The 21,734-nt window shown below is 37.5% G+C and carries 25 protein-coding genes; 12 read left to right on the forward strand and 13 right to left on the reverse strand.

Annotated elements, in window-relative coordinates; all coding sequences use genetic code 11:
* Positions 1-51: 51 nt before the first annotated feature.
* A complete protein-coding gene (locus tag DK207_RS10730) occupies positions 52-792 on the forward strand; it encodes an adenosylcobinamide-GDP ribazoletransferase (RefSeq protein ID WP_109441155.1) in 741 nt (246 codons plus the stop codon).
* A 38-nt stretch (positions 793-830) separates the two neighbouring features.
* Here DK207_RS10730 and DK207_RS10735 read toward each other — a convergent pair whose 3' ends face one another.
* Together DK207_RS10735 and DK207_RS10740 are read right to left on the reverse strand one after the other, a co-directional pair.
* On the reverse strand, positions 831-2,942 hold the full coding sequence (locus DK207_RS10735; protein WP_109441156.1) for a TonB-dependent receptor: 2,112 nt from the start codon (positions 2,940-2,942) through the stop codon (positions 831-833).
* Between the two features lie 74 nt (positions 2,943-3,016).
* The gene (locus DK207_RS10740; protein ID WP_109441157.1) at positions 3,017-3,532 is read right to left on the reverse strand and encodes a hypothetical protein; all 516 of its coding nucleotides are present in this window, start codon (positions 3,530-3,532) and stop codon (positions 3,017-3,019) included.
* Positions 3,533-3,623: 91 nt separating this feature from the next.
* Between DK207_RS10740 and DK207_RS10745 the strand changes: the two genes are divergently transcribed.
* Positions 3,624-3,923, forward strand: a complete 300-nt coding sequence (locus DK207_RS10745; RefSeq protein WP_109441158.1) for a hypothetical protein — start codon at positions 3,624-3,626, stop codon at positions 3,921-3,923.
* 26 nt (positions 3,924-3,949) lie between these two features.
* Here the strand turns inward: DK207_RS10745 and DK207_RS10750 are convergent, their stop codons facing one another.
* Both DK207_RS10750 and DK207_RS10755 read right to left on the reverse strand, forming a co-directional pair.
* Positions 3,950-5,041, reverse strand: a complete 1,092-nt coding sequence (locus DK207_RS10750; RefSeq protein ID WP_004639065.1) for a 3-deoxy-7-phosphoheptulonate synthase — start codon at positions 5,039-5,041, stop codon at positions 3,950-3,952.
* 118 nt (positions 5,042-5,159) lie between these two features.
* Positions 5,160-6,047, reverse strand: coding sequence for a sulfite exporter TauE/SafE family protein (locus DK207_RS10755; protein ID WP_109441159.1), 888 nt, complete (start codon positions 6,045-6,047; stop codon positions 5,160-5,162).
* Between the two features lie 606 nt (positions 6,048-6,653).
* On the opposite strand from DK207_RS10755, the gene DK207_RS15835 reads away from it, so the two are divergent.
* The gene (locus DK207_RS15835; protein WP_171293666.1) at positions 6,654-6,830 is read left to right on the forward strand and encodes a hypothetical protein; all 177 of its coding nucleotides are present in this window, start codon (positions 6,654-6,656) and stop codon (positions 6,828-6,830) included.
* Between the two features lie 49 nt (positions 6,831-6,879).
* Here the strand turns inward: DK207_RS15835 and DK207_RS15940 are convergent, their stop codons facing one another.
* The 3 genes from DK207_RS15940 to DK207_RS15945 are packed head-to-tail and all read right to left on the reverse strand — an operon-like array spanning position 6,880 to position 9,013.
* Positions 6,880-7,167, reverse strand: coding sequence for a DUF1634 domain-containing protein (locus tag DK207_RS15940; protein WP_109441161.1), 288 nt, complete (start codon positions 7,165-7,167; stop codon positions 6,880-6,882).
* A complete protein-coding gene (locus tag DK207_RS10770) occupies positions 7,164-8,720 on the reverse strand; it encodes a PepSY-associated TM helix domain-containing protein (RefSeq protein ID WP_109441162.1) in 1,557 nt (518 codons plus the stop codon). The genes DK207_RS15940 and DK207_RS10770 overlap by 4 nt, the downstream gene beginning before the upstream one ends.
* Positions 8,720-9,013, reverse strand: coding sequence for a hypothetical protein (locus DK207_RS15945; RefSeq protein ID WP_109441163.1), 294 nt, complete (start codon positions 9,011-9,013; stop codon positions 8,720-8,722). The genes DK207_RS10770 and DK207_RS15945 overlap by 1 nt, the downstream gene beginning before the upstream one ends.
* 248 nt (positions 9,014-9,261) lie before the next feature.
* Between DK207_RS15945 and lpxB the strand changes: the two genes are divergently transcribed.
* Complete coding sequence (gene lpxB / locus DK207_RS10780; RefSeq protein ID WP_109441164.1) at positions 9,262-10,446, forward strand: lipid-A-disaccharide synthase; 1,185 nt, start codon at positions 9,262-9,264, stop codon at positions 10,444-10,446.
* A gap of 28 nt (positions 10,447-10,474) precedes the next feature.
* Here lpxB and DK207_RS10785 read toward each other — a convergent pair whose 3' ends face one another.
* Positions 10,475-11,344 carry a DUF2797 domain-containing protein gene (locus tag DK207_RS10785; protein ID WP_109441165.1) on the reverse strand — a complete coding sequence of 290 codons (870 nt, stop codon included), beginning with the start codon at positions 11,342-11,344 and terminating at the stop codon, positions 10,475-10,477.
* Between the two features lie 38 nt (positions 11,345-11,382).
* On the opposite strand from DK207_RS10785, the gene DK207_RS10790 reads away from it, so the two are divergent.
* A complete protein-coding gene (locus tag DK207_RS10790) occupies positions 11,383-11,844 on the forward strand; it encodes a DUF6231 family protein (RefSeq protein ID WP_109441166.1) in 462 nt (153 codons plus the stop codon).
* A gap of 144 nt (positions 11,845-11,988) precedes the next feature.
* The gene (locus DK207_RS10795; protein ID WP_109441167.1) at positions 11,989-12,588 is read left to right on the forward strand and encodes a YidB family protein; all 600 of its coding nucleotides are present in this window, start codon (positions 11,989-11,991) and stop codon (positions 12,586-12,588) included.
* Positions 12,589-12,650: 62 nt separating this feature from the next.
* Here DK207_RS10795 and DK207_RS10800 read toward each other — a convergent pair whose 3' ends face one another.
* The 3 genes from DK207_RS10800 to DK207_RS10810 form a co-directional block, all read right to left on the reverse strand.
* Positions 12,651-13,745, reverse strand: coding sequence for a porin (locus DK207_RS10800; protein WP_109441168.1), 1,095 nt, complete (start codon positions 13,743-13,745; stop codon positions 12,651-12,653).
* 254 nt (positions 13,746-13,999) lie between these two features.
* Positions 14,000-14,413 carry an HIT family protein gene (locus DK207_RS10805; protein WP_004639088.1) on the reverse strand — a complete coding sequence of 138 codons (414 nt, stop codon included), beginning with the start codon at positions 14,411-14,413 and terminating at the stop codon, positions 14,000-14,002.
* A gap of 70 nt (positions 14,414-14,483) precedes the next feature.
* Complete coding sequence (locus DK207_RS10810) at positions 14,484-14,753, reverse strand: YARHG domain-containing protein (protein WP_109441169.1); 270 nt, start codon at positions 14,751-14,753, stop codon at positions 14,484-14,486.
* Positions 14,754-15,113: 360 nt separating this feature from the next.
* On the opposite strand from DK207_RS10810, the gene DK207_RS15950 reads away from it, so the two are divergent.
* The 3 genes from DK207_RS15950 (at position 15,114) to DK207_RS10825 (ending at position 17,101) form a co-directional block, all read left to right on the forward strand.
* Entirely contained in the window at positions 15,114-15,326 is a 213-nt protein-coding gene (locus DK207_RS15950; protein ID WP_109441170.1) for a hypothetical protein, read from the forward strand.
* 210 nt (positions 15,327-15,536) lie between these two features.
* Positions 15,537-15,818 carry a hypothetical protein gene (locus tag DK207_RS10820; RefSeq protein ID WP_171293667.1) on the forward strand — a complete coding sequence of 94 codons (282 nt, stop codon included), beginning with the start codon at positions 15,537-15,539 and terminating at the stop codon, positions 15,816-15,818.
* A 113-nt stretch (positions 15,819-15,931) separates the two neighbouring features.
* Complete coding sequence (locus tag DK207_RS10825; RefSeq protein ID WP_109441171.1) at positions 15,932-17,101, forward strand: type I restriction endonuclease; 1,170 nt, start codon at positions 15,932-15,934, stop codon at positions 17,099-17,101.
* Between the two features lie 82 nt (positions 17,102-17,183).
* On the opposite strand, the gene DK207_RS10830 is transcribed toward DK207_RS10825, so the two are convergent.
* Both DK207_RS10830 and DK207_RS10835 read right to left on the reverse strand, forming a co-directional pair.
* Positions 17,184-18,056 (reverse strand): NAD(P)-dependent oxidoreductase, encoded by an 873-nt coding sequence (locus DK207_RS10830; RefSeq protein WP_109441172.1) that lies wholly within the window; start codon positions 18,054-18,056, stop codon positions 17,184-17,186.
* Positions 18,057-18,059: 3 nt separating this feature from the next.
* A complete protein-coding gene (locus tag DK207_RS10835; protein WP_109441173.1) occupies positions 18,060-19,145 on the reverse strand; it encodes an alpha/beta fold hydrolase in 1,086 nt (361 codons plus the stop codon).
* Positions 19,146-19,335: 190 nt separating this feature from the next.
* Here DK207_RS10835 and DK207_RS10840 point away from each other — a divergent pair, with 190 nt between their 5' ends.
* The 3 genes from DK207_RS10840 (at position 19,336) to recR (ending at position 21,561) form a co-directional block, all read left to right on the forward strand.
* Positions 19,336-20,523 carry an O-succinylhomoserine sulfhydrylase gene (locus DK207_RS10840; protein ID WP_109441174.1) on the forward strand — a complete coding sequence of 396 codons (1,188 nt, stop codon included), beginning with the start codon at positions 19,336-19,338 and terminating at the stop codon, positions 20,521-20,523.
* A 12-nt stretch (positions 20,524-20,535) separates the two neighbouring features.
* Positions 20,536-20,865, forward strand: a complete 330-nt coding sequence (locus DK207_RS10845) for a YbaB/EbfC family nucleoid-associated protein (protein WP_004662103.1) — start codon at positions 20,536-20,538, stop codon at positions 20,863-20,865.
* A 99-nt stretch (positions 20,866-20,964) separates the two neighbouring features.
* A complete protein-coding gene (recR, locus tag DK207_RS10850; RefSeq protein ID WP_109441175.1) occupies positions 20,965-21,561 on the forward strand; it encodes a recombination mediator RecR in 597 nt (198 codons plus the stop codon).
* Positions 21,562-21,734 lie beyond the last annotated feature (173 nt).

Genomic DNA, 21,734 nt, shown 5'->3' on the forward strand with positions numbered 1-21,734 from the left:
CTATTTCCTCATAATGGCTAAATAATATCTGATTTGGCTGAGATTTTTAGCATGACATCTTTTTGGATTGCCCTGCAATTTTTAACTGTTTTACCCATTCAATTAAAAACAATACCAACTGCACAACAAAATGCTCAAGCCATTTTATTTTATCCTTTTATTGGACTATTGATTGGTCTGGTTTTATGTGCCAGTGCAATATTACTATTCAAATTACCAACCATATTACTGGCAAGTATTATTCTTGTATTGTGGATTTGGCTAACAGGAGGCTTGCACCTTGATGGCCTTGCGGATACGGCAGATGCATGGGTTGGTGCTTTTGGTGATAAAGAACGCACTTTAAACATTATGAAGGATCCGGCATGTGGACCAATTGGGGTTTTAAGTTTGGTGATGATTTGCGTGCTCAAATTCACAGCCATTTATGTATTATTAGAACAACAATTAACTGCATTTCTGATTGTTGTACCAGCCATTGGACGAAGTGCAGTCTTATTCCTTTTCTTAACTACAAGGTATGTACGACAACAAGGCTTAGGTCGGTCTATTGCTGATTTACTCCCTAAAAAGTATGCGTGCATTGTATTTGTCATTACATTGACATTGCTTTGTGTATTTGGGTGGGTAGGGCTTTTTAGTTTAATCATGTTCCTATTGGTACTTTTGTATTTACGGAAGAAATTTATTGACAGAATCTCTGGCATTACTGGTGACACGGTCGGTGCTTCGATTGAGTTGACAGAAGTAAGTGTATTAATGAGCTTCTTATTTGCATTTTATTATTTATAAAGCGTTGGTACAGCAGCATGCTGCTGTACCCCGTTAGATTATTTTCCGAAATGATAGCTTAAACCTAAAAGGTAAGTCCGTGGTGCTGCAGGTGTATAACTCGCCTGATTATTGCTGTATGAAGTGCTTTCAGCATAATGTACATCTGTGGCATTGATGATATGACCATAGATTTCATATGCATTCCGGCGATAGGTTGCACGTAGATTTAATAGTGTATGCCCATCATATTTTTCGGTATTGGCATCATTGATCCAGTATGAACCGACATAAACTCCTTCAGCCGCTAACAGTAACTCAGGAATAGGTTTAATTTGATATTCAATCGTGCCAAAAGCTTTAGGAGAGCTTGGCATTCGGTTACCATCGTAATTTAAGCTTGCTGAGGGTTGAAATTGTTTAAACTCATGTTTCGCCCAACTTCCAGATAGTTTCAAGCGTTGATCATATTGCTCAGAAATATTCCAAGTACCACCAATCTCTATCCCTTGATGTCGTGTTTTACCTGCATTACGTGGTTCACGGGTATTATCAGGTTTGGTATAACTAATCACCTCATCCTCACCATCTAAACGATAGAGGGTGACTTCACCGTCTAAACGTTCATCGAAAAGCTTGAAACGTATACCCAAGTCAATATTGTTAAATGTGGCCTCTGACAAATTTGGCGTAACCAGATTTGCACCATATAAACTACTGACCTCAGGTGGTACAAAACCCTGTGACCAGTTGCTATAGATATCTAGTTGTGGATGAGCATTCCAGATAAAGCCAAGTTGTGGACTTGCTTTATGGAAGCGACGAGTTTCATCAGGTGCACCTGTCACATTTGATGGAGTTAAATTGTTTTGATAATCATATTTAATCCAGTCATAGCGAGCGCCAGCGACTAGATTTAAGTTATCGAATGTTTGCCAATTTAGTTGCGTGTAAATAGCTTGATTGTCAACGTCTACATTGAAGTCACGTAGCAATTTTCTTGGTTGAAAACCAGTATAAATACGTGTTTCTGGATCACGAAATACTTCAATATCATTAGTTTTAGCTTTGTTTGGCGTGTGTTCAGCCATTGTCCCAACAATCCACTTTATTTGATTAAAGCTTGTAGTGTGTTGCAAATTTAAGCCATAAGATTTGAACTGATTGTAAGTGGTTTGACCTGTATAGGTGCCAGTAGGAACACCATTTCGCATGTCAGTACGGATGCTATAACTTGGATTTTGTTCAGTGGTGTTGTCTCGATAATATAGTGTTGCTTGAGTTTGATTGAGATCATTCCACGCATGACTAATTTGCGAAGACAGGCGAGTAGAGTCAACTTCACGATAGGTAAATGTCTGATAACTGTAGCCAGGACGCTCACTAAAATCTTTAGCGTTCAGGCTTCCTGTCATGTCTGCTTTTAGATGGTTATAGCTCACGATATTTTTGATTTGTGTGGCATCGGAAATGCGCCAATCATGTCGAAGCGTAAGACTTTGCTTATTGCTTTCAGCATGATCTTGCCAGCTATCGCCACGATCACTTGCGTATCCAGACAACCGTAGACCATGTTCACCAAATTCAGTCGCAAAGGTGTTTGATGCACCTAGATCCAGACGGCGATAGCCTTCCGTACTTGAGCGTATGCCGATTTCAGCAGTGGGCGTTAGACTTGGTGCTTTAGTTAGGAAGTTAATCGTGCCACCGATAGCATTACTTCCATATAAGCTACTGGCTGGACCACGTAAGATTTCAATTCGATCAATGCCTGCAAGATTAAGTTCATAAAGTGCATTGTGGTTAAATACGCCGACGGGACGAACTGAAATACCATCTTCAAGATATTGATAAACTGCTGCGGTCGTGATTGGCTGTCGAATTGACATCATATGTTGTTCATTACCCAAGTCATTCATCAAAACGCCAGGGGTTTGATTGACCAATTGCCCGATAAAAGTGGCATTTTTGTCGGCCAAAGCCTGATTATTAATTTGACTAATTGCAGCAGGGGTATTACGGATGGATTCACCTTCACGACTTGCTGTGACCACAATAGGTGCTAAGGTTTTGGTGTCTTGAGCTGGATTTGCTTCGGCATTCGTCAATGAACTGTAAGTCACAGACAGGCACGCAGCCGTTAAGACGGACAAACGAAAAGAAGTTGTCATTTTGAAACTCTATAAATAGCAATAAGTGAGATGTATCGCAGCGATAGGGTGGATACGATGTATAAAATTGCGATTTAAAGAGCGAAAGGTGGGGCTTGTTTAATCGGGAATATATAGAAAATACGTGGGATGTGCAGGTCTTTTGTCCACGCATGGCATAGGCAGCGTACACGACTAAACCAAGCCAATAAGAAAATAATTATCAAGCCAAGCAATGGAATAATTGCGGCTGCATCTAAACCATAGGTGCACAGTGGACAATGTTTCATGATTTGGCTAGCCAGTGCATAAACTTGTTGTGCATATTCACTGAGTTGCGAACCATGCTGAGCATGCTCAAGGTGATGTTTATGCTGCTCAATTGAATGGTGATGATGTTCAGTATGATGGTTACTGTGCACTTGTGCTGATAGCAGTGTGACTTTTTGAATCTCTGTGACTTGGCAATGCGATGGCATTGCATAAAGTGCGGGTACGACACCAGTATGTACCATTGTTGGTAATAAGATATGCCAGAGTAAACAAAGCAATGTTACCGCGCCGATGAAGGCACGCCACTTTTGCAAATGTTGACGAAAACTGGAGTTCATATCAACGAGACGTCGTAGGGAGAAAAGTGGCAGCAGTATAAATAAAAAAATGTTACAGTTCAAAACATATTAAAACATTGCCAGATAAGAAATGAAAAATTACAGCTTAGATTACCCTCATGGTTTTGATTTAGAAGAGAGGATATGGGAAGCTAAAGGATGTATTACATTAATAATGACTTATGAGCATCAAAAATTTGAACTGAACTTTTATGACCCTGTTCGATTGGTGCAAACAATAAATGATGACCTATACTCACAACAGTATTTTCTAGAACAAAATCTTATTGTTGTACAAAATGTTAATCGACTAAATATAGAGAAAGTAATTCAAGATTTGGTAAATCATGACAAATTAATAAAGATTTTAAATATAAAAACAGGCTCATGAGAGCCTGTTTTACATCTATTTAAAGACTAACGATTTGGTAAAACATCTTTCAAGGCTTCGTGCATTTCTAATAAAGCTTTTTCCGTGGTTTCCCAATCAATACAACCATCGGTTACAGATTTACCGTATTCGAGGTCGCATAAATTTTCAGGGATATCCTGACGACCACCTTTTAAGTGACTTTCAACCATGATACCAACGATTGATTTATTTCCATCAAGAATCTGTTCAGTGATGTTTTTCAAAACCAATGGTTGTAGGTATGGGTCTTTGTTTGAGTTGGCATGACTGGTGTCAATCATGATCTTTGTGCTTACTTTAGCTTTGGCTAAAGCTGCTTCCGCTTCAGCAACAGAGGTTGCATCATAGTTTGGTTTGCCATTACCACCACGTAAAACTACGTGTGCATAAGGATTACCTTTGGTATTGATAATCGCAACTTGACCACTTTCATTTAGACCCAAGAAGCTGTGACCATGTTTTACTGATTGCATTGCATTGGTTGCAACTGTTAAACCACCATCCGTACCATTTTTGAAACCTACAGGTGAAGATAAACCTGAAGACATTTCACGGTGTGTTTGGCTTTCTGTAGTACGCGCACCAATTGCCGACCAAGAAATCAAGTCTTGATAGTATTGCGGTGAGTTAGGATCCAGTGCTTCAGTTGCACAAGGTAAACCTTTTTCATTCAATTCGAGCAGCAATCCACGACCAATATGTAAGCCTTTCTCAATATTGAAAGAGTCATTCATATCAGGATCGTTAATTAAACCTTTCCAGCCAACAGTCGTACGTGGTTTCTCAAAATACACGCGCATGATGATGTAAAGCGTATCTTTTACTTTTTCACTTAATACTTTTAAACGATCCGCATATTCATGAGCAGCTTTAGGATCATGAATCGAACATGGTCCAATGACGACAAACAGACGTTTGTCATTACCATCTAAAATATTACGAACGGTATTACGTCCTTTGAGTACGGTTTGAGACGCGATTTCTGATAAAGGAAGATCACGTTTAAGTTCTGCAGGAGTAATCAAAGTCTGGATACTTTTAATGTTAACGTCGTCGATATCTGGCTGAGAAACTGGATTTGACTGTAGAGTATTCATTGCTGTCACAAATTCAATCGAAAGAAGAGGTTAATTTGTCTACGAATATAGCACGAAAAACCGATTGATTAACTAGCGATTCAAACAAATTGTGTATAAACAATCGGCTATTTAAGACTTAAACTATTGTCGTAGAATGAGTTGTGTGTTGATTCATGACCACTTGAGCTGTTTCAACAGGCTTAGGTTTTGCTTTTACAGGATTCACAATAAAGTTTAAACCGAGAGCAAAGAGCGTTATCCCTAATATTTTTCTGATAAATCTTTCAGGCAATCGAGAGCTAATCAGTGTACCTACAACAATGGCAGGAATAGAGCCAACCAATAACCACATTAATAAGCTGAAATCAACATTGCCAGAAGACATATGGCCTAAGCCAGCGACAGCAGTTAATAAGACTGCATGCACGACATCCGAGCCGATAATGCGAATCATGGGTAAATTTGGAAACATCAAAACCAATGCCATAATACCGAAAGCACCCGCCCCAACAGATGAAAGGGTAACCAACACACCTAATACAACGCCCATGATCCAAATATAACGGCGTTTGTGTTGGAGAGCATGTTGTTCACTTTCCATATCGGCTTGTTCACGATTTCTAAAACGATCAAAAAACTTTTCAATCTGAGCGCGAAAGATAATTGAAACACCAGTCAAAGTAAGCATCACGCCCAATACCATGGTCAGTACTGATTTATAGTGGGTAGATTGACTAAGATGGTGCTCAAGTACCCATGTTGTGGCGAAGGAAGCAGGGATGCTACCCAATGCAAGCCATATGACAATCGGCCAGACGATATTCAGTTTTTTGGCATGAACCAAAGAACCGCAAAACTTAGAGATCGAGGCATAAAGCAGATCTGTACCAATCGCAATATGAGGTTCAATTTTGAATAAGCTAATTAAGATTGGTGTCATCAATGAACCACCGCCAACACCAGTGATTCCTACACAGAAACCAACCAATACGCCAGCTAAAATAAATTCAATGGGACCAAACATTGCTGATATGCCTAATTTATACAGAAAACAGCATATCTTATGCTTCTTTTGTATAAGGCGTTGTGATGAAAAATGATTTACTTATGCAAAAAAAAGATAAAGAAATTATGTTGAATCAGTTGGAAATGTTATCGATCGTTATTTAATTGCATTGAGCAAATAAGATCATTTATTCTGTCAAAATGCTAGGATGCAATTTAACAAAGATCTTATGTTTAGAGTTATTCGGATAATTTTCGTCTTTTTAGCGATTTGTTTTACGACACATAGCTATACGAGTACGTTCGAAATTAATGAAAAACATAACATGGAAGCAAAGTTTTCCATCCAACATAAAAATGCTCATCATTGTGATATGAGTCAGCATGTTGTTGGTATGTTTGAACAAATTGCAGAAAAACACTGTAACAAAAGTTTTTGTTGTCTAGTGATAATGTTGGATCTAATGCATTCTTTGTTTGATCAAGTAATGGATTACAACAGTTCTTCTCATTTTAATTATTCTGATCTTTTAACAATTGGTATCCATCATGTACCTTACAGGCCTCCAAGTGTCTGATAATAAATCACAAACTAAAATTAACTTTATTATAGATAGGTATCATTATGTTAAATCTAAAAAAATTCACGCTAGCAGCAGTATTCTTTATCGTAACAGCTCCAACATTTGCAGCGTCTGATTGCTGCAAAGAAATGGTAAATAAAAAGGATTGCTGTGAAAAAATGAAGTGTTGCAAAGAAAAAGTGGACACAGTTGAAGAGCATAAAAACCACAATCATTAATTCATTTGAGTTAAAAGATATTCATTCTTGATGGAGTGAATATCTTTTCCTATGAGCTTTCTCTTTTCTTATTTTGTTTTAGTGGGTTAACCCATAAGATCAAAAAGAATGTAATGGGAGTTGCAAAAATCCACCAACTAATAAAGCCAATAGAGCGACCATATTCCCAACATAATAAAGCGCCCGCGATCAAAAAAACACAAAAAGCAGCAAGTCTCAAGATGAATCTAAATGAGTTGATTTGATGTCGATAAGGGGATTTACTGAGACGTTTATCGCTACATTCATATAAGATAAACATACCGATCAAGACAAGAAATAAACTCGTAACAATCATGCTGTTACCTCTGATTTAGCTAATTTTGTTTTGATCTTTTGTGTGGCTTTCATTTGAATAGGTTGGATATTGCGATATATAAATAAGGCAAACAATGCACAAAAAATGAAAAACAGATCTATGCGTAAGAATAGCCAATAACTATTAAAATCAGAAATCAGTTGATTTTGAATAAGATAAATAAAGTCGTAAATTGGCAAGCTGATCGCCAGCAGACCAAAAATAGTGATTTGAGATTTCCATAAATAATTTTTCTTTGTGAATAAAGCCACGATAAAGCTGAAGAACCAAACACTAAAAAAAGCATAGATTTCATAATTTGGCGTATTTTCTGAGATATGTACAAAACGATTTACAAATAAATAGCTCAGCATAGCCATAGGTAGACCGATAAAAGTTGCAATATTCAAGCGATCAACCAAGTAATGGCCAAAATGAAATTGGTTAGACTTGTTTTGAATCTGACGTTTAAGGCTCCACAACAGTAAACCTGAAGCAATCATTAAACAGCCTAAGATTCCTGAAAGGAAAAAAGCGAGTCTAAGTACTGGTTGAGCGAAAGTCGCCATATGCAGGCTATAAACACCAAAATTCAAAGTTGCAACAGGGCTGTTATTACGTGTATTAGCCAGAATTTTACCCGTATGATTAAAACTGATTTGGGCCTGATCAAGCGTAATCGAGCGATCTTCAAGTTGTTTAAAGGTAATGATTGCTTGATCCGTATTTGGATTTTTTGCCTCAATGGTCGATAAAGCTTGATCTCCCCATTGCTGACGGACTTGTTTTAATAATTCAGCTACAGGCACAGCTTCTAATGGCTGAGGTGCTGCATTGGATTGCTGTGTTTCGGTAATGGTTCGAATTTCAGTAAAATATTGATAAGGATTATCTGGATAAAGTTTTTTCATTCCAGCCGGCAAATATAAATAAAAGAAAATTGCCAAACCCGTAAAAGTAATAGTGAGGAAAAAGGGTAGCGCTAAAACTGAAGATACATTGTGAAAATCAAGCCATGAACGCTGTGATTTGAAGGTTCTTAAAGTGAAAAAATCAGTAATTATTTTTTTGTGGGTAATGATTCCAGATATTAAAACAATCAGCATTACAAATGCTGCTAAGCTCGCAATCAGTCGCCCAATCAAAATAGGCATTCCATATAATTGATAGTGGAAACGATAGAAAAATTCTCCACCTTGAGTCGCTGAAAGTTGTAATTCCTGTCCTGTATTTGCATCTAAAGTACGATTTTCATAACCACCGTCGGCTTTTTCCCAGTAAATTTTATTCACTGGCTGTTCATCATTCGCCACGCTCAAAAACCATGATTTAGCATCGGAAGCATTTTTTTCTAAATACTGAGTTGCTGTTTGTATAGCCGTATCTTGGTTGATTCGATATTCAGCCAGTTGCGGCTGCATCCATAGATTTATATGGTGGCGATAATAGGAACTCGATCCCATTAAAAAAATGGTAAATAATAACCATCCAAAAATTAATCCTGTCCAGGCATGCAACCATGCCATTGATTGGCGAACACCTTTATTTTGCATTAATTTAAACCTACTGATAAGCCAAATAATAAGCCCAATAACATTGTGCTGATCAAAGTAAGCTTAATTAAAGAGTTGGCACAAAAGCTGAGAATCACGAAACAAACATAAAATAGGATAGAAATAAATGCCGCCAGAAAAATGGCTTCTGCTTTTGCAAATAATGATGTGAATAATGCTGTAAGGCTCAAGCTCAGGTACAACATACAAAAATAACCCAACACAAATATCAAAACGAAACGATAAAAAATACGCATTCGGTAAGCAAATGAAGGGGATGCTGACTTGGCCATAAGTGTACTTGTAAGGATAAAGGAGAGATAAAGAATCACATATGGAAATGATTCTTGTTTATATTAATGTTTCATGTATCGGCACGCAATCCAAGATTCATCGTAATTCTAGATAGTTTTTTATTTTTATAATGATTTATTAGATTGATTTGATTTTCACCAATTGTGAACAAATTACAGTATTTACGCTGATGTGATGTAAAATCATTCTGTTAGAATCTTTTAAACTTTTAAATAGGGCGCTGGTCTTGTTAAAACAAAAACTAAAAATTGGCATCGTTGTCGGAGAAGTTTCAGGAGATACGCTAGGCGTAAAACTCATGCGCAGTTTTCGTGAACATGGAATTGATGCTGAATTTGAGGGGATTGGCGGTCCACAAATGATCGCGGAGGGTTTCCATAGTTATTATCCTATGGAAATTTTATCTGTTATGGGGATTGTTGAGGTTTTAAAAGATCTAAAAAAACTGTTTGCAGTACGCGATGGTCTGGTTGAACGTTGGACGGAGCATCCGGTTGATGTTTTTATTGGTATTGATGCACCTGATTTTAATTTGCGTTTATCCAAAACGATCAAAGAAAAGAATTTACCGATCAAAACAGTACAATACGTAAGCCCATCAGTATGGGCATGGCGTCAGGGTCGTGTTCATGGGATTAAACGTAGTATTGACCTCGTATTGTGTTTATTTCCGTTTGAAAAAACATTTTATGAAAATTATGACGTTGCTGCGGCTTTTGTTGGTCATCCACTTGCTAAACAACTGCCATTAAAAAACCCCATCATTGAGGCAAAGCATCAGCTCGGCTTATCTGCGGATAAAATACATATTGCCTTATTGCCCGGCAGTCGTCGTGGTGAAGTTGAACGTTTACTTCCTTTACTCATTGGCGCTGCTGAGATTCTACATCGTAAATACCCAGACTTAGAATTTTTGATCCCAGCAATTAATGAGGCGCGCAAGCATCAAATTGAGCAGGGCATTTTAAATCTAGATATCACACTCAAGTCGAAAATCCATATTTTGGACAATATTGATTCTGAATCAAAAATTGGTCGCATGGTGATGAGTGCCAGTGATATTGTGGCACTTGCATCGGGTACAGCAACACTTGAAGCAATGTTATTACATCGCCCGATGGTGACTTTTTATAAGTTAAATTGGCTAACTTATCTTATTGCAAAATTCTTGGTCAAAATTCCATATTATTCATTACCTAATATTATTGCAGGTAAGAAAGTGATAGAGGAACTTATTCAAGCCGATGCCACGCCACAAAATTTGGCTACAGAAATTGAAAGATTAATGGATCATGAAACGGCTCATATTCAAATGATGCAGCATTTGAGTATGCATAAACGTTTGATCTCTGGTGATACCGAAGACCCAGTTCAAGCGATTTTGCAATGTTTGAAAACAGAACCGATCTAAAAAAGGTGGCTTAAACGCCACCTTTTTCTTATGCACGTAGAATCAACTCATAACCTGTGTATTTACGAATATTGATTACACCAATGTCCAATAATAGATATTGACCTTTAATACCCTGTAATACACCACGAATTTTTGGGGTTTTATCTAAGTTCAATGATTTAATTTTTTCAGGATAATGCTCAACGGGATAAATGAACTCATGCGGCAATTCGTTGTCTAAGAGTTCTAAGCCTTCATCAAACTCAAGGTTTTGACTGAATTCTTCACGAATACTTTGAATTTTTGGAGCAAATTCTTCAATAATCTGATCACGTTGCTCAATTAAATTCAATGGTTCAGCTTCACCTTTAAGCAGTTTACGCCAGTCAGTTTTATCTGCAATTTGTGTCCCGAACATGGTTTCCAAATGTCCAGATAAGCGACGTGAACCCACTTTTAGAATAGGAAGCGCCTGAGTAGCACCTTGATCTAACCAACGTGTTGGCATATTCACGATTCGTGTAATCCCAATTTTGAGCGCACTCGAATTTGCTAAATACACAATATGAGGTTGGAAACAGACCTGATGTGCGAAGTCATCTTCACGGCAAGTACCGAGATGATAATGACAGGTTTCAGGCTTCATAATACATAAGTCACATTCAGCTTTGGTCTTAAAGCATTTAAAACAATGTCCTTGCGAATATGACTTTGGTGTTTTTGCACCGCAAGAAGTACAAAAAATATTACCTGTCCATTCAATCTCTAATTCTTGTCCCAGATTAAACGGTAGGTCAGTTTCTGAACGATCTAATATAAATTTATATTCAACATTTGCCTTGCGCGTTGATTGATCAGTTACACTATGCGCTGTGAGTGCTGCATGCATTTTATGACAAATGCCTTGTAGTTCCATGAATAAACTCTCATCTTTCTCAATCAAGGGTTGCAGTTATGGCTGAACAAAATGTCATCACTTCTATGCTAGACGATTTATCTCAGGAACAGCCCATACATACTGCACTTTGTATCGGTCAACAGATTGACCAAAATGCTTCAATTCAATGGCATCATTTTAACGTAACTGACTTTTTAAATCTGCCTTTTACACAGCGTTATGATTTAGGTTTTGTATTATTTGACACTGAAGAAATGCAAAACATCACTGAAACTCAGAAAGCACAGTTATTGGTAAAATTACGTGACCTTATGGCAAAACGGATTGTGGTCGTAAGTAAAATTGGTGACGAAAAGCTATTACGCTCACTCGGTTTTACTCAGCTGATCGATAAAACCACGCATGATAGTGACTTTGCTTTGTGGCAGTTTAATATTTTAACCTATAAGCATGTCCCGGATTGGTTTAACTCCAAGTTTTGGGCAAACCCAGAAAACTGGAATAAATTCCGCTGGTAAGTCATAAAGTGTTAAGCTATTTGGTCACTATCACCTAGTTAAGTGGGCGTCCAAGTTCTTGCAAAATTTAACAATTCAATTTTGTTCTATGCTTTCAAAGCAGCGTATGCTTTTTGGATAAATATTCCAAAGGAACAATGCATCATGACAAATTTAACCAATATCGTTGAGATGTTAGCAAAACAAGCTTTAGGTGGTCAGCAACAATCGAGTGGTGGGCTCGGTGGTATTCTTGGTTCTGTATTAGGACAAATGGGTGGACAACAGAGCAACTCCAATCAACAAGGCGGTTTAGGTGGAATACTAGGTTCTGTGCTAGGTCAGTTGAATGGTGGTCATCAACAAAGTAGTGCCAAAGGTGGAAATTCAGCTCAAACTTTACTCATAGCCGTTTTACCACTCATTTTGGCTTGGATTCAAAAACAAGGCGGTTTGCAAGGTGCGCTGGATAAATTAAAAAATGCAGGTTTGGCTAACCAAGTACAAAGCTGGGTTGATCCCCAACAACAAAATGCACAGGACATTCCAACGCAAAACATTCAAAATTTATTTGACGATCAAGAGGTAGAGCAGGTTGCAGAGCAGACTCAAGCACCTAAACAAGCGATTTATGGTGCGATCGCTTCGGTTTTACCACAAGTGATTGATTCTTTAACGCCACAAGGGAGCAATACTAATCCTCAAGAAGCAAATAATGACATTCAAAATGTTTTAAATTTGGTGAGTGGGTTTTTGAAGAAGTAAGATGATAAAAAACAAAAAAGGGCATAAAGCCCTTTTTTATTCACTAGAAGATAATCTTCAAATTAGAAGTTATATTCCATACCTAAACCGATAGTTGTTTTCTTATCATCTTTCACTAACCAATCACGTTTTTGCTGACCAACTACGCCATAGAAACGTGCTTGTTTATTGATTTGATAATCAGCACCTAGACCATAAAGATCTTGTTTACGATCATCACGACCATTTGATTCAGTTGTAGCAGAGATATACTGTGCTTTTAACTTGATCGGTGTAGAAGGGATTTTGTAGGCTGCAGTAACGCCATATGCATCTTCTTGTAAACCTTTATAAGTAGTAATTACAGCTGGCGTACCACTTGTTGTAGTCACAGTATCATCAGTCGGTTGAGCAGTTTGCCATAAAGCACCCAAAACAAAACCATCAAAACCTAATTTTGTGAAATCAAGTGAACCTGTTACGCGGACTGCGTCAGTATAAATACCAGATAAACTATAAGCACTGTATTTAGATGCAATACCGTAGTTAGCTGCAACTGCCGCAGCTAAACCATAGTCTTTGTTATCATAAGTAAGCGATGCTGAAACGCCATCACCAAAGCCATCACGGCTGCCTTTGTAGCCTTTAGACGAATTTTCCGTACTAGATGATTCTTCACCTTGTTGGAACATCACGTTTAAAGCCAAGCCGCCTAATAATTTTTTATCTGTTTCGAAACCGATCACATTTTTTAAACGATCTTCACCAGCTAAAATAGCGGTCATATCAAGTTCATTGTGATCATTAAAAATATCTTGGTTACTGCCAGCTGCTGTTTTGAAATAAGAGTCGTATTGACCTACTTTCAATGTACCTACGCCTTCTGATTTAAGACCGATAAAACGATTACGGTTTGTAAAAGATTGGTCACCGTCCCCATCTGCATTGATTTGCCATTCAATTAAGTAAACAGCAGAAAGGTTTTCAGTTAATTTTTCTTCACCCTTAATACCGATACGAGAGGCATTTGAATTTACTTTTGTTACGCTTTCATCTTTAAAGCCATTTTTATCAATTTGATCCAAAGTCACATTGAGCTTACCATACAATGTAGGTGCTGCTTGTGCTGCATTCATGGCTAAAGTTGCTACAGTAGCAGCAAGAAGCAATTTTTTCATTGAGATTTCTCCAAAACACTTTTTTGTAAATGGCTGTTGCCTTAGTTACTGTTATAAGTTTGCTTGTGTACAAAAAGTTACATAGCTCACTAACTTGTATGCAGTATCGGTAAACTTTGTGACAGAGAAGTGAAGAAAAAATGACAGTTTTATGACGGTTAAAATAGAGGTCTATATGGATTTATTATTGATTTTTATACGAATAATAAAAATAAAAAACGGAGCATAAGCTCCATTTTCATCAGAATCAAAACTTAAAGGGCAGCCTTGATCTTTTCAGCTAGCATTTTGATCTTTTCTTGATCACCCATTTGGGCTGCATGGCGACCCAGCTCATGAATAGAACTTGGGATCAGGTGAAAATGTATATGGGGTACTGTTTGACCAGCCGCCGCACCGTTAAGTTGCATTAATACAATACCTTTCACGTCTAGCGCTTTTTCCATCGCTTGAGCAATTTTCTGCACGATTTGAATCGTATAAGCAGCAGCATCGGCAGGAAGGTCGAGTAGGGTAACCGCTGGGGTCTTTGGAATCACTAAAGTGTGTCCATCGGCTTGAGGCATGATATCCATAAACGCAAGAACTTGTTCATCTTCATAAACCTTTATCGCAGGTAATTCACCACGAAGGATTCTTGCAAAAATATTTTGGTCATCGTATGCCATGATTAGTCCTTTAAAAAATCCTCATGGATTTAGTCGGTAAAGCTTTCCGACTCTAACCACGAGAATATGCTTATTTACAATTCAATTCTTTTTGGCGCGCTTTGATTTCATCTAAGCGTTGTTGCTCTTTTTCAGAAAACTTAGGCTTAGTCGTGTGGCAGTTTTCATTACCATATTTCGCTTTGGCATCAGCATCTTTGAAGCAAAAACCTTTAGATGCGTAGATAAGGTTATAGTTATCTTGTAACTTTTTGCATTCTTGCTCTGAAGCTGAAGCTTGCATACTGAAACTTGTCAGTGCGGCGAAACTTGCAAAAATTGCAACTGTAAACTTCTTCATGAGGTATTCCTCTGGTTATGAATAAGCACCAAGTTGAACCTGGTGCATGTACTAATATAAGGTTTATTGATGAAATTTCAATAAAACTGTATTATTCGAGTGTAATTCCACTCCATAATTCATTCTTATTTTTAATAAAAAACATTATATATCAATAGTTTTAATGATGTTATAAATATCATGAACTTTTCAGTTTTTTTTAGACAGCTTTGTCTGATCAGTGTTTTAATTTTTATAATTCATCAAGCGATTTTAAATTTTCAGCTCACTTCTTTGTACGGGAACTCATAAATATTAGTCATGAGACATTCATAAAGTTGTTTGTTAGATTATGTGACTTTTATAGTAATCAATGGAATTATGAAGAAATTTTTAATTGCGTCTACACTCGGGGTAGGGCTTGTTGGCTGTGTATCTTCGAATTATGAAAGTATAAATAAAGCTCCAGTTGTTCCTAAGAACGAAGCCTACAATACCTTTAAAATGCCAGAGCATGGCATTATTACGGATCAGGATTTACACAACTTACCTGAACATGCAGATCTGAATACTAAGTACAGCATACGTTTCTGAATAAAAAATATTTTAGTTAGAGATTTTACATAAAAAGTCCTTGAACTTTAAGGTTCAAGGTCAGAGAAATACTAAATTTAGTTACCTAGACCAACGGATTATGAGTCCGCTGCTCTATACAACGATAAAGTAAAGCATCAGTTTTTTTGTAATGACTTTGTTTTTACTGTTTGGTAAATTATGTGAATTAAATAATAAGAGCTTTATAGAATGAAATACTTAATGCTCGCAATAATTTCAATTTTAATGTCAGTTACTACTTTTGCCAGAGAAACAAATTCAATGCGTTCCGCCTATGAGCTTGTTAGCATTGGAGATAGTGAAAGCGATTTAATTAGAAAGATGGGGAAGTCTTATCCAAGATATTTCAAACATAGAGATGGCCGATCTTTTTGCAGTGCAACAGAATATGTTTATGAGATTGATATGCAGGTTTATACGGTTTGGGTATGTAATGGAAAGATATTTAAAATTGATGTGAATAATAAATGATAGAGATTCTAAAGGAAAAGTATTCTTGCTACTTCATATTGCTATTATTTAACCTTAAATATAGTATGGATTTATAAATAAATATATAGACATTAATAATTAGGGGATAAAACATGGAAGAATTTATTACGAAATTAAAATCACATATTGATCATGTTAAGAGAGTGGGTAGCCACTGTACAACCGAGGAAACTACCAAACAGGCTTTGATTTTACCATTGCTGGATATCTTAGGGTTTAGTCCATACGATCCAACTAAAGTCTTAGCGGAATTTGCTGCAGATTTTCCAGGAGTAAAGGCAACTGAAAGAGTTGATTATGCTCTTTATTGCAATGGTCAGCCAGTAATGTTCATTGAAGCAAAACCTTATATTGCAGATTTAACTAATCATGCTCCACAGCTTTCTCGTTATTTTAATAGTAGTTTGGGCGTAACAATAGGCGCAATTACAAATGGCAAAGAATGGCGGTTCTTTACTGATTTAATAAACACGAATGTAATGGACGAAAAACCATTCTTAACCATTGATTTTACAAAAACTAAGCCAGAAGATTTAACTCAGCTTGCTGAATTTAAACATGACAATTTTCATGCTGAAAAATTAAGATTTTTTGCTGAGGAAAATCAATATATTCAGCAATTTAAAGCAGTTATTAAACGAAGTATTAATGAAGTTGATATTGATTTTGTTAGGTATGTTGCTCAACAAGCAAGTATCCCACGCCAATTAAATACTAAGTTTTTAGAAACCATCCAACCTTTTGTAAAACAAGCAGTTCAGCAAGCAATAAGTGATACTGTAGTCAAAGGCTTATCATCGCCCACAGTTATTACGGCTCAACCTATTGAGCTGACCAAAACAGCAGAAGAAGCATTGGTAAATGTTAAAGTAGAAGAGCCAGATTTTATTGTTAATCCAGATAATCAGAAAATTATTACAACTAAAGATGAACAAGAGCTTTATCGTATTGTTACTGAACTTTTCCCTGAGATTGAATTAGAATCAAAAGACACTGAGAGCTATTATTCAGTCCTATATCAAGGTAAAAACAATCGTTGGTTATTCAGATATGATGTAAATCGTAAACGTCATACTATACAGTTCATTGTTTCTATGGATGACCTTCGCAGAAAAGAATTAGAACGTGCAGGGCTAGAGGTTCAAGGTAATGGTCAAATTTTCTTAGAAAAGCCTGAACATATTTATCGTATGGTTGGAATTTTAAGAGACAGCCTAGAGTATTGTCGAAATGATGATAACTTTAAGCGCTCTGCAAGCTAAGTTGGTACGATCAAAAAACCATTCGGTTGAATGGTTTTTTATTTATGCTCATTTTCTGTAAAAAAGCCTTTCAAGTCTAATTTTATTCCAATGTAATTTTACTCCATGATTCATACATTTTCACGGCAGCCGAAAAGTCACTATTAGGCTCAGCTGTTAAACTTGCCGCTTGAATTAAACTCTGTGTCAAAGAGAGAATCGGTGCAGGTAATTTTGCATCATGAACTAAATCTAAAGCAATTCCAGTATCTTTCGCTAGTAAAGGTAGAGCAAAAGTTACTGGGAATTCACGGCTTAACACACGATGCGGAAAAATATTTTCAGTGACGAGACTTTTACCACTCGATGCATTAATACAATTTAATGCTGCATCTAGATTTACACCATGTGCTTTTAGAGTAGAAAAGCCTTCTGCGACAGACCATAAATTTACCGCGAGTAGCATATTATTAATTGCTTTTACTGCGAAACCAGCGCCAGAATCGCCCACATGCTGAATCAACTTACCTAATGCAGCCATCGCTGGGTAAGCACGTTCAAATGCATTAACATCGCCACCCACCATAAAAGTTAAAGTGGCATTTTCTGCGCCAATCGTTTGACCACTTACAGGAGCGTCAAGAAAATCGATATTTCGAAGTTTTAATTTTTCAGCTAATCGCTGAGCAGCCTCTGGCACTCCACTGGTACAGTCGATCCAAATCGCACCTGATTTAATCTCAACACTGTCAATTAACGTTTCGACATCTTGGCTCGTCGGCAAACAAGAAAAAATAATATCTGCTTGTACAGCTTCGGATAGTTCAACTGCTGTGGTGCCATATTCTGTTGCATGTTGTTCAGCTTTACTGAAATTTCGATTCCAAACCAAGACTGTATTGAAATGCTTGGGTAAATGTGCCGCCATGCGATAACCCATAGCGCCTAAACCGATAAATGCAACAGATTGAATCATTGTCTACCTTCTTATTAGCGTTGATCGTTCTGACAGCCAATTTGTAAGTGTTGGCCAGAACTCAATTGAACTATTTTGACTAGACATTAAACCTAAATGTCCGCCCGGTATCAAGGTAAACGTCACATCTTGGCTACTGGTCAGTTGTGTCAGAGGAAATGCTGCATCTGCCGTAACCAATTGATCACTTTTGCCCGCGCCGACCAAAAGAGAGCAATTAATATTCTTCAATTCAATGGTTTTATTCTTGAGGGTAATTGCACCGTTTTTTAGCGGATTTTGCATCCAAACATTAAACAGCATGTCTTGATTAATACCACCTGGATAATCAATCATGTTGTTTAAGAAATGGCTCAGTGTCGCATCTTCTTGTACAAGTTTAAGGTTACCCAAATTTTTTAATAATTGAATGTTGCCATCAATCCAGCCTTTAGGATCCAGTAATTTAAAGCCCAGAGAGTTTAAAAAACCTGGTGAATGGATCATGACTTTGGGTAAGCGGTTATAAATATAATCTTTAATTTTTTCATTGCGTGTAGTGACATAAGCCAGCGTTTTATAGAGCTTTCCGATATAACCAGATGCATAACTATCAATTGGACTTCCAAGAACCATAAGGTTTTTGACAGCATTAGGTTGATGTCGGGCAGTATAGAGCGTTACGAAAATGCCAGCCATGCTCCAACCATGCAGGGAGATCTTCTCAGATTTAGAATGTGTTTGAATGGCTTCAATACAACGTGGAATAAACTTATCGAGAAATGATAGAAAGTTAATTTGGTAGTTTTTATAGGTGAGCTTACCCCAATCAATCAGATAAACATCAAAACCAGCTTCTTGGAAGTGTTTGACTAAAGAGCGATAAGGATAGAGGTCATAGATATCCATATTGATGGCAAGTGGGGCAACAAAAACCAGTGGCTCTTTGTAGCGTTTATTCTCAGATGCATAAAAACGCACACGGGTTTGTTTAAATTGCGCGATGACTTGATAGGGTGTTGATTGGGACAGCACGAGTTTGTCTGATTCAAATACGCGCATAGCGAGATGTTTAAAATTTATTTTTTGCTGTTCCACAAGCGATTTCATCTATGAAAGTCTCATCATGAGTCAAGATTGCACGAAGTCTAAGCGATAATTTCATCTTATGCCTTGACCTTAAATACATTAGGCGATCAAAATGTTGGCATATTTAGACAGGATTTGATAACCCTTTATAAAAATTATTACTTTTTTATAAAGGAAGATTGAGACCATTGATCATAAGGCATATAAAACGATGAATCCAAACGATGATTTAGAATACCAACTTGAAACACTAGCCATTCGTACTGGGCATGATCGTACCTTTGAAGGGGAACACAGTGAGCCTATCTTTTTAACTTCATCGTTTGTTTGTGAAAGCGCTGCTGATGCCGCTGCCAAGTTTTCTGGACAAATCGCGGGGAATACGTATTCACGGTATACCAATCCAACTGTACAAGCATTTGAGAAGCGTTTAGCGGTGCTTGATGGCGCAGAACGTGCTGTAGCGACCAGTTCAGGTATGGCAGCTGTGCATGCAATCTGTATGGCCTATTTAAAAGCGGGTGATCATGTAATTTGTTCACGTGCTGTTTTCGGTTCAATCATTGCTTTATTTGAAAAATACGTCGCTAAATTCGCAGTTGAAGTCACCTTTGTTGATTTAGGTGATCTTGAGGGCTGGAAACAAGCGATTCGTCCCAATACGCGTTTGTTGTTTATAGAAACACCATCGAATCCATTGGCACAAGTGGGTGATATGCAGGCAATTGCGGATATTGCACATGCACATGGTGCCTTGTTTGCAGTAGATAACTGTTTCTGTACACCAGTATTACAGCAACCAATTAAGTTTGGTGCAGATCTGGTTTTATACTCAGCAACGAAGTATATCGATGGTCAAGGTCGTGCTTTGGGTGGTGCAGTAGTTGGAAAGCATGACCTGCTTGAAGAGATTAACGGGGTTATTCGTACCTTAGGTAACTCAATGAGTCCATTCAATGCTTGGATTTTCTTAAAAGGCTTAGAAACGCTGAGCATTCGAATGAAAGCCCATTGTGAAAATGCGCAGAAATTGGCTGAGTGGTTACAACAGCATGATAAAATAGAAAAAGTTTATTATGCTGGTTTGCCAAATCATCCAGGCCATGAACTTGCCAAGAAACAGCAAAAAGGTTTTGGTGGCGTGGTATCGTTTGTAGTAAAGGGGGAGCGTCAAGGTGCCTGGACGGTCATTGATAACACGCGTTTCTTATCGATTACCAGTAATCTAGGTGATGTTAAGTCAACAATTACCCATCCAGCAACGACCTCACATGGTAGAATGTCTGCTGAAGCTAAACAAGCCGCAGGAATTGAAGAAGGCTTAATTCGTGTGTCTGTCGGTTTAGAAGACATTAATGATATTATTCGCGATTTATCACGCGGTTTAGATTTAATTTAACGAGAGAAACTTATGAACATTAATATGCTCATGCAGCAAGCTCAACGCATGCAAAAAGATATGGAATCAAACCTTAAAAAAGCCAAAGAAGAGCTTGCAAATACAGAAGTTCACGCAGAAGCGGGCGGTGGTTTGGTTAAAGTAACCATGACTTGTCGTAATGTCGTTAAACGTATTGAAATTAGTCCAGATCTTTTACAGGACGAAGCCGATATGATTGAAGATCTAATTGCAGCGGCAATGAATGATGCGGCGCGTCAGGCTGAAGCGATTTCTGAAGAAAAATTGCAAGGTGCAAATTCTGGTATGGGCTTACCACCAGGTTTATCTGGTTTATTTTAAATCCGTCCCAGCCTCCCTTTCTTGCGATACTCTAATCGCATTTCAGGGAGGATTCCTTCTTAATTAAAGAGGGATTGAGGAGATTCTGAGAGTTGATTTGTGTTTAGTGAAAGATTTGAACAATTAGTTCATGCATTGCGTATTTTACCAAGTGTTGGACCAAAGTCTGCACAGCGTATGGCATTGCATTTATTGATGAAGAACCGTGAAGGGGCATTTGCCTTGTCACATGCTTTGCATGAAGCATCTAGTCATATTCATGAATGCCATATTTGTCATTCTCTAACTGAAAATGAAATCTGTGATATTTGTGCATCAAACGAGCGTGATGAACAATTACTTTGTGTGGTTGAATCACCCGCAGATGTCATGGCAATTGAACAAAGTGGTAGTTTTAGGGGGAAATATCACGTCTTAGGTGGGCATTTATCACCTTTAGACGGAATTGGTCCTGAAGAAATTGGGATTCCCTATTTAATTCAGCGTTTGAGCGAAGGCAAGGTACAAGAGGTTATTTTAGCAACTAACGCAACTGTTGAGGGGCAAGCGACAGCGCATTATCTCGTTGAAGCAACCAAGCATTTACCGATTCATATGACACGGATCGCACAAGGTGTACCACAAGGCGGTGAGTTGGAATATGTCGATAGCCATACTTTAAGTCAGGCTGTGCACAACCGAATGCGGATGAAATAATAGTAAAATAACCATTTATAGATATTTATTTTAAATTCATGCTGTTAATTTAAACAAATAATTAACTTTTACATTTTGTCTAACATTATTCTAGATCTATTTAGCACAATGTATGGCACTATTAGCAGGCGAAAAGGATTTTCGTTTTTTGATTATATGGAAGAGGAGTAATT

Origin of the sequence: Acinetobacter haemolyticus, assembly GCF_900406815.1 — a bacterium.
Lineage (GTDB): Bacteria > Pseudomonadota > Gammaproteobacteria > Pseudomonadales > Moraxellaceae > Acinetobacter > Acinetobacter haemolyticus_A.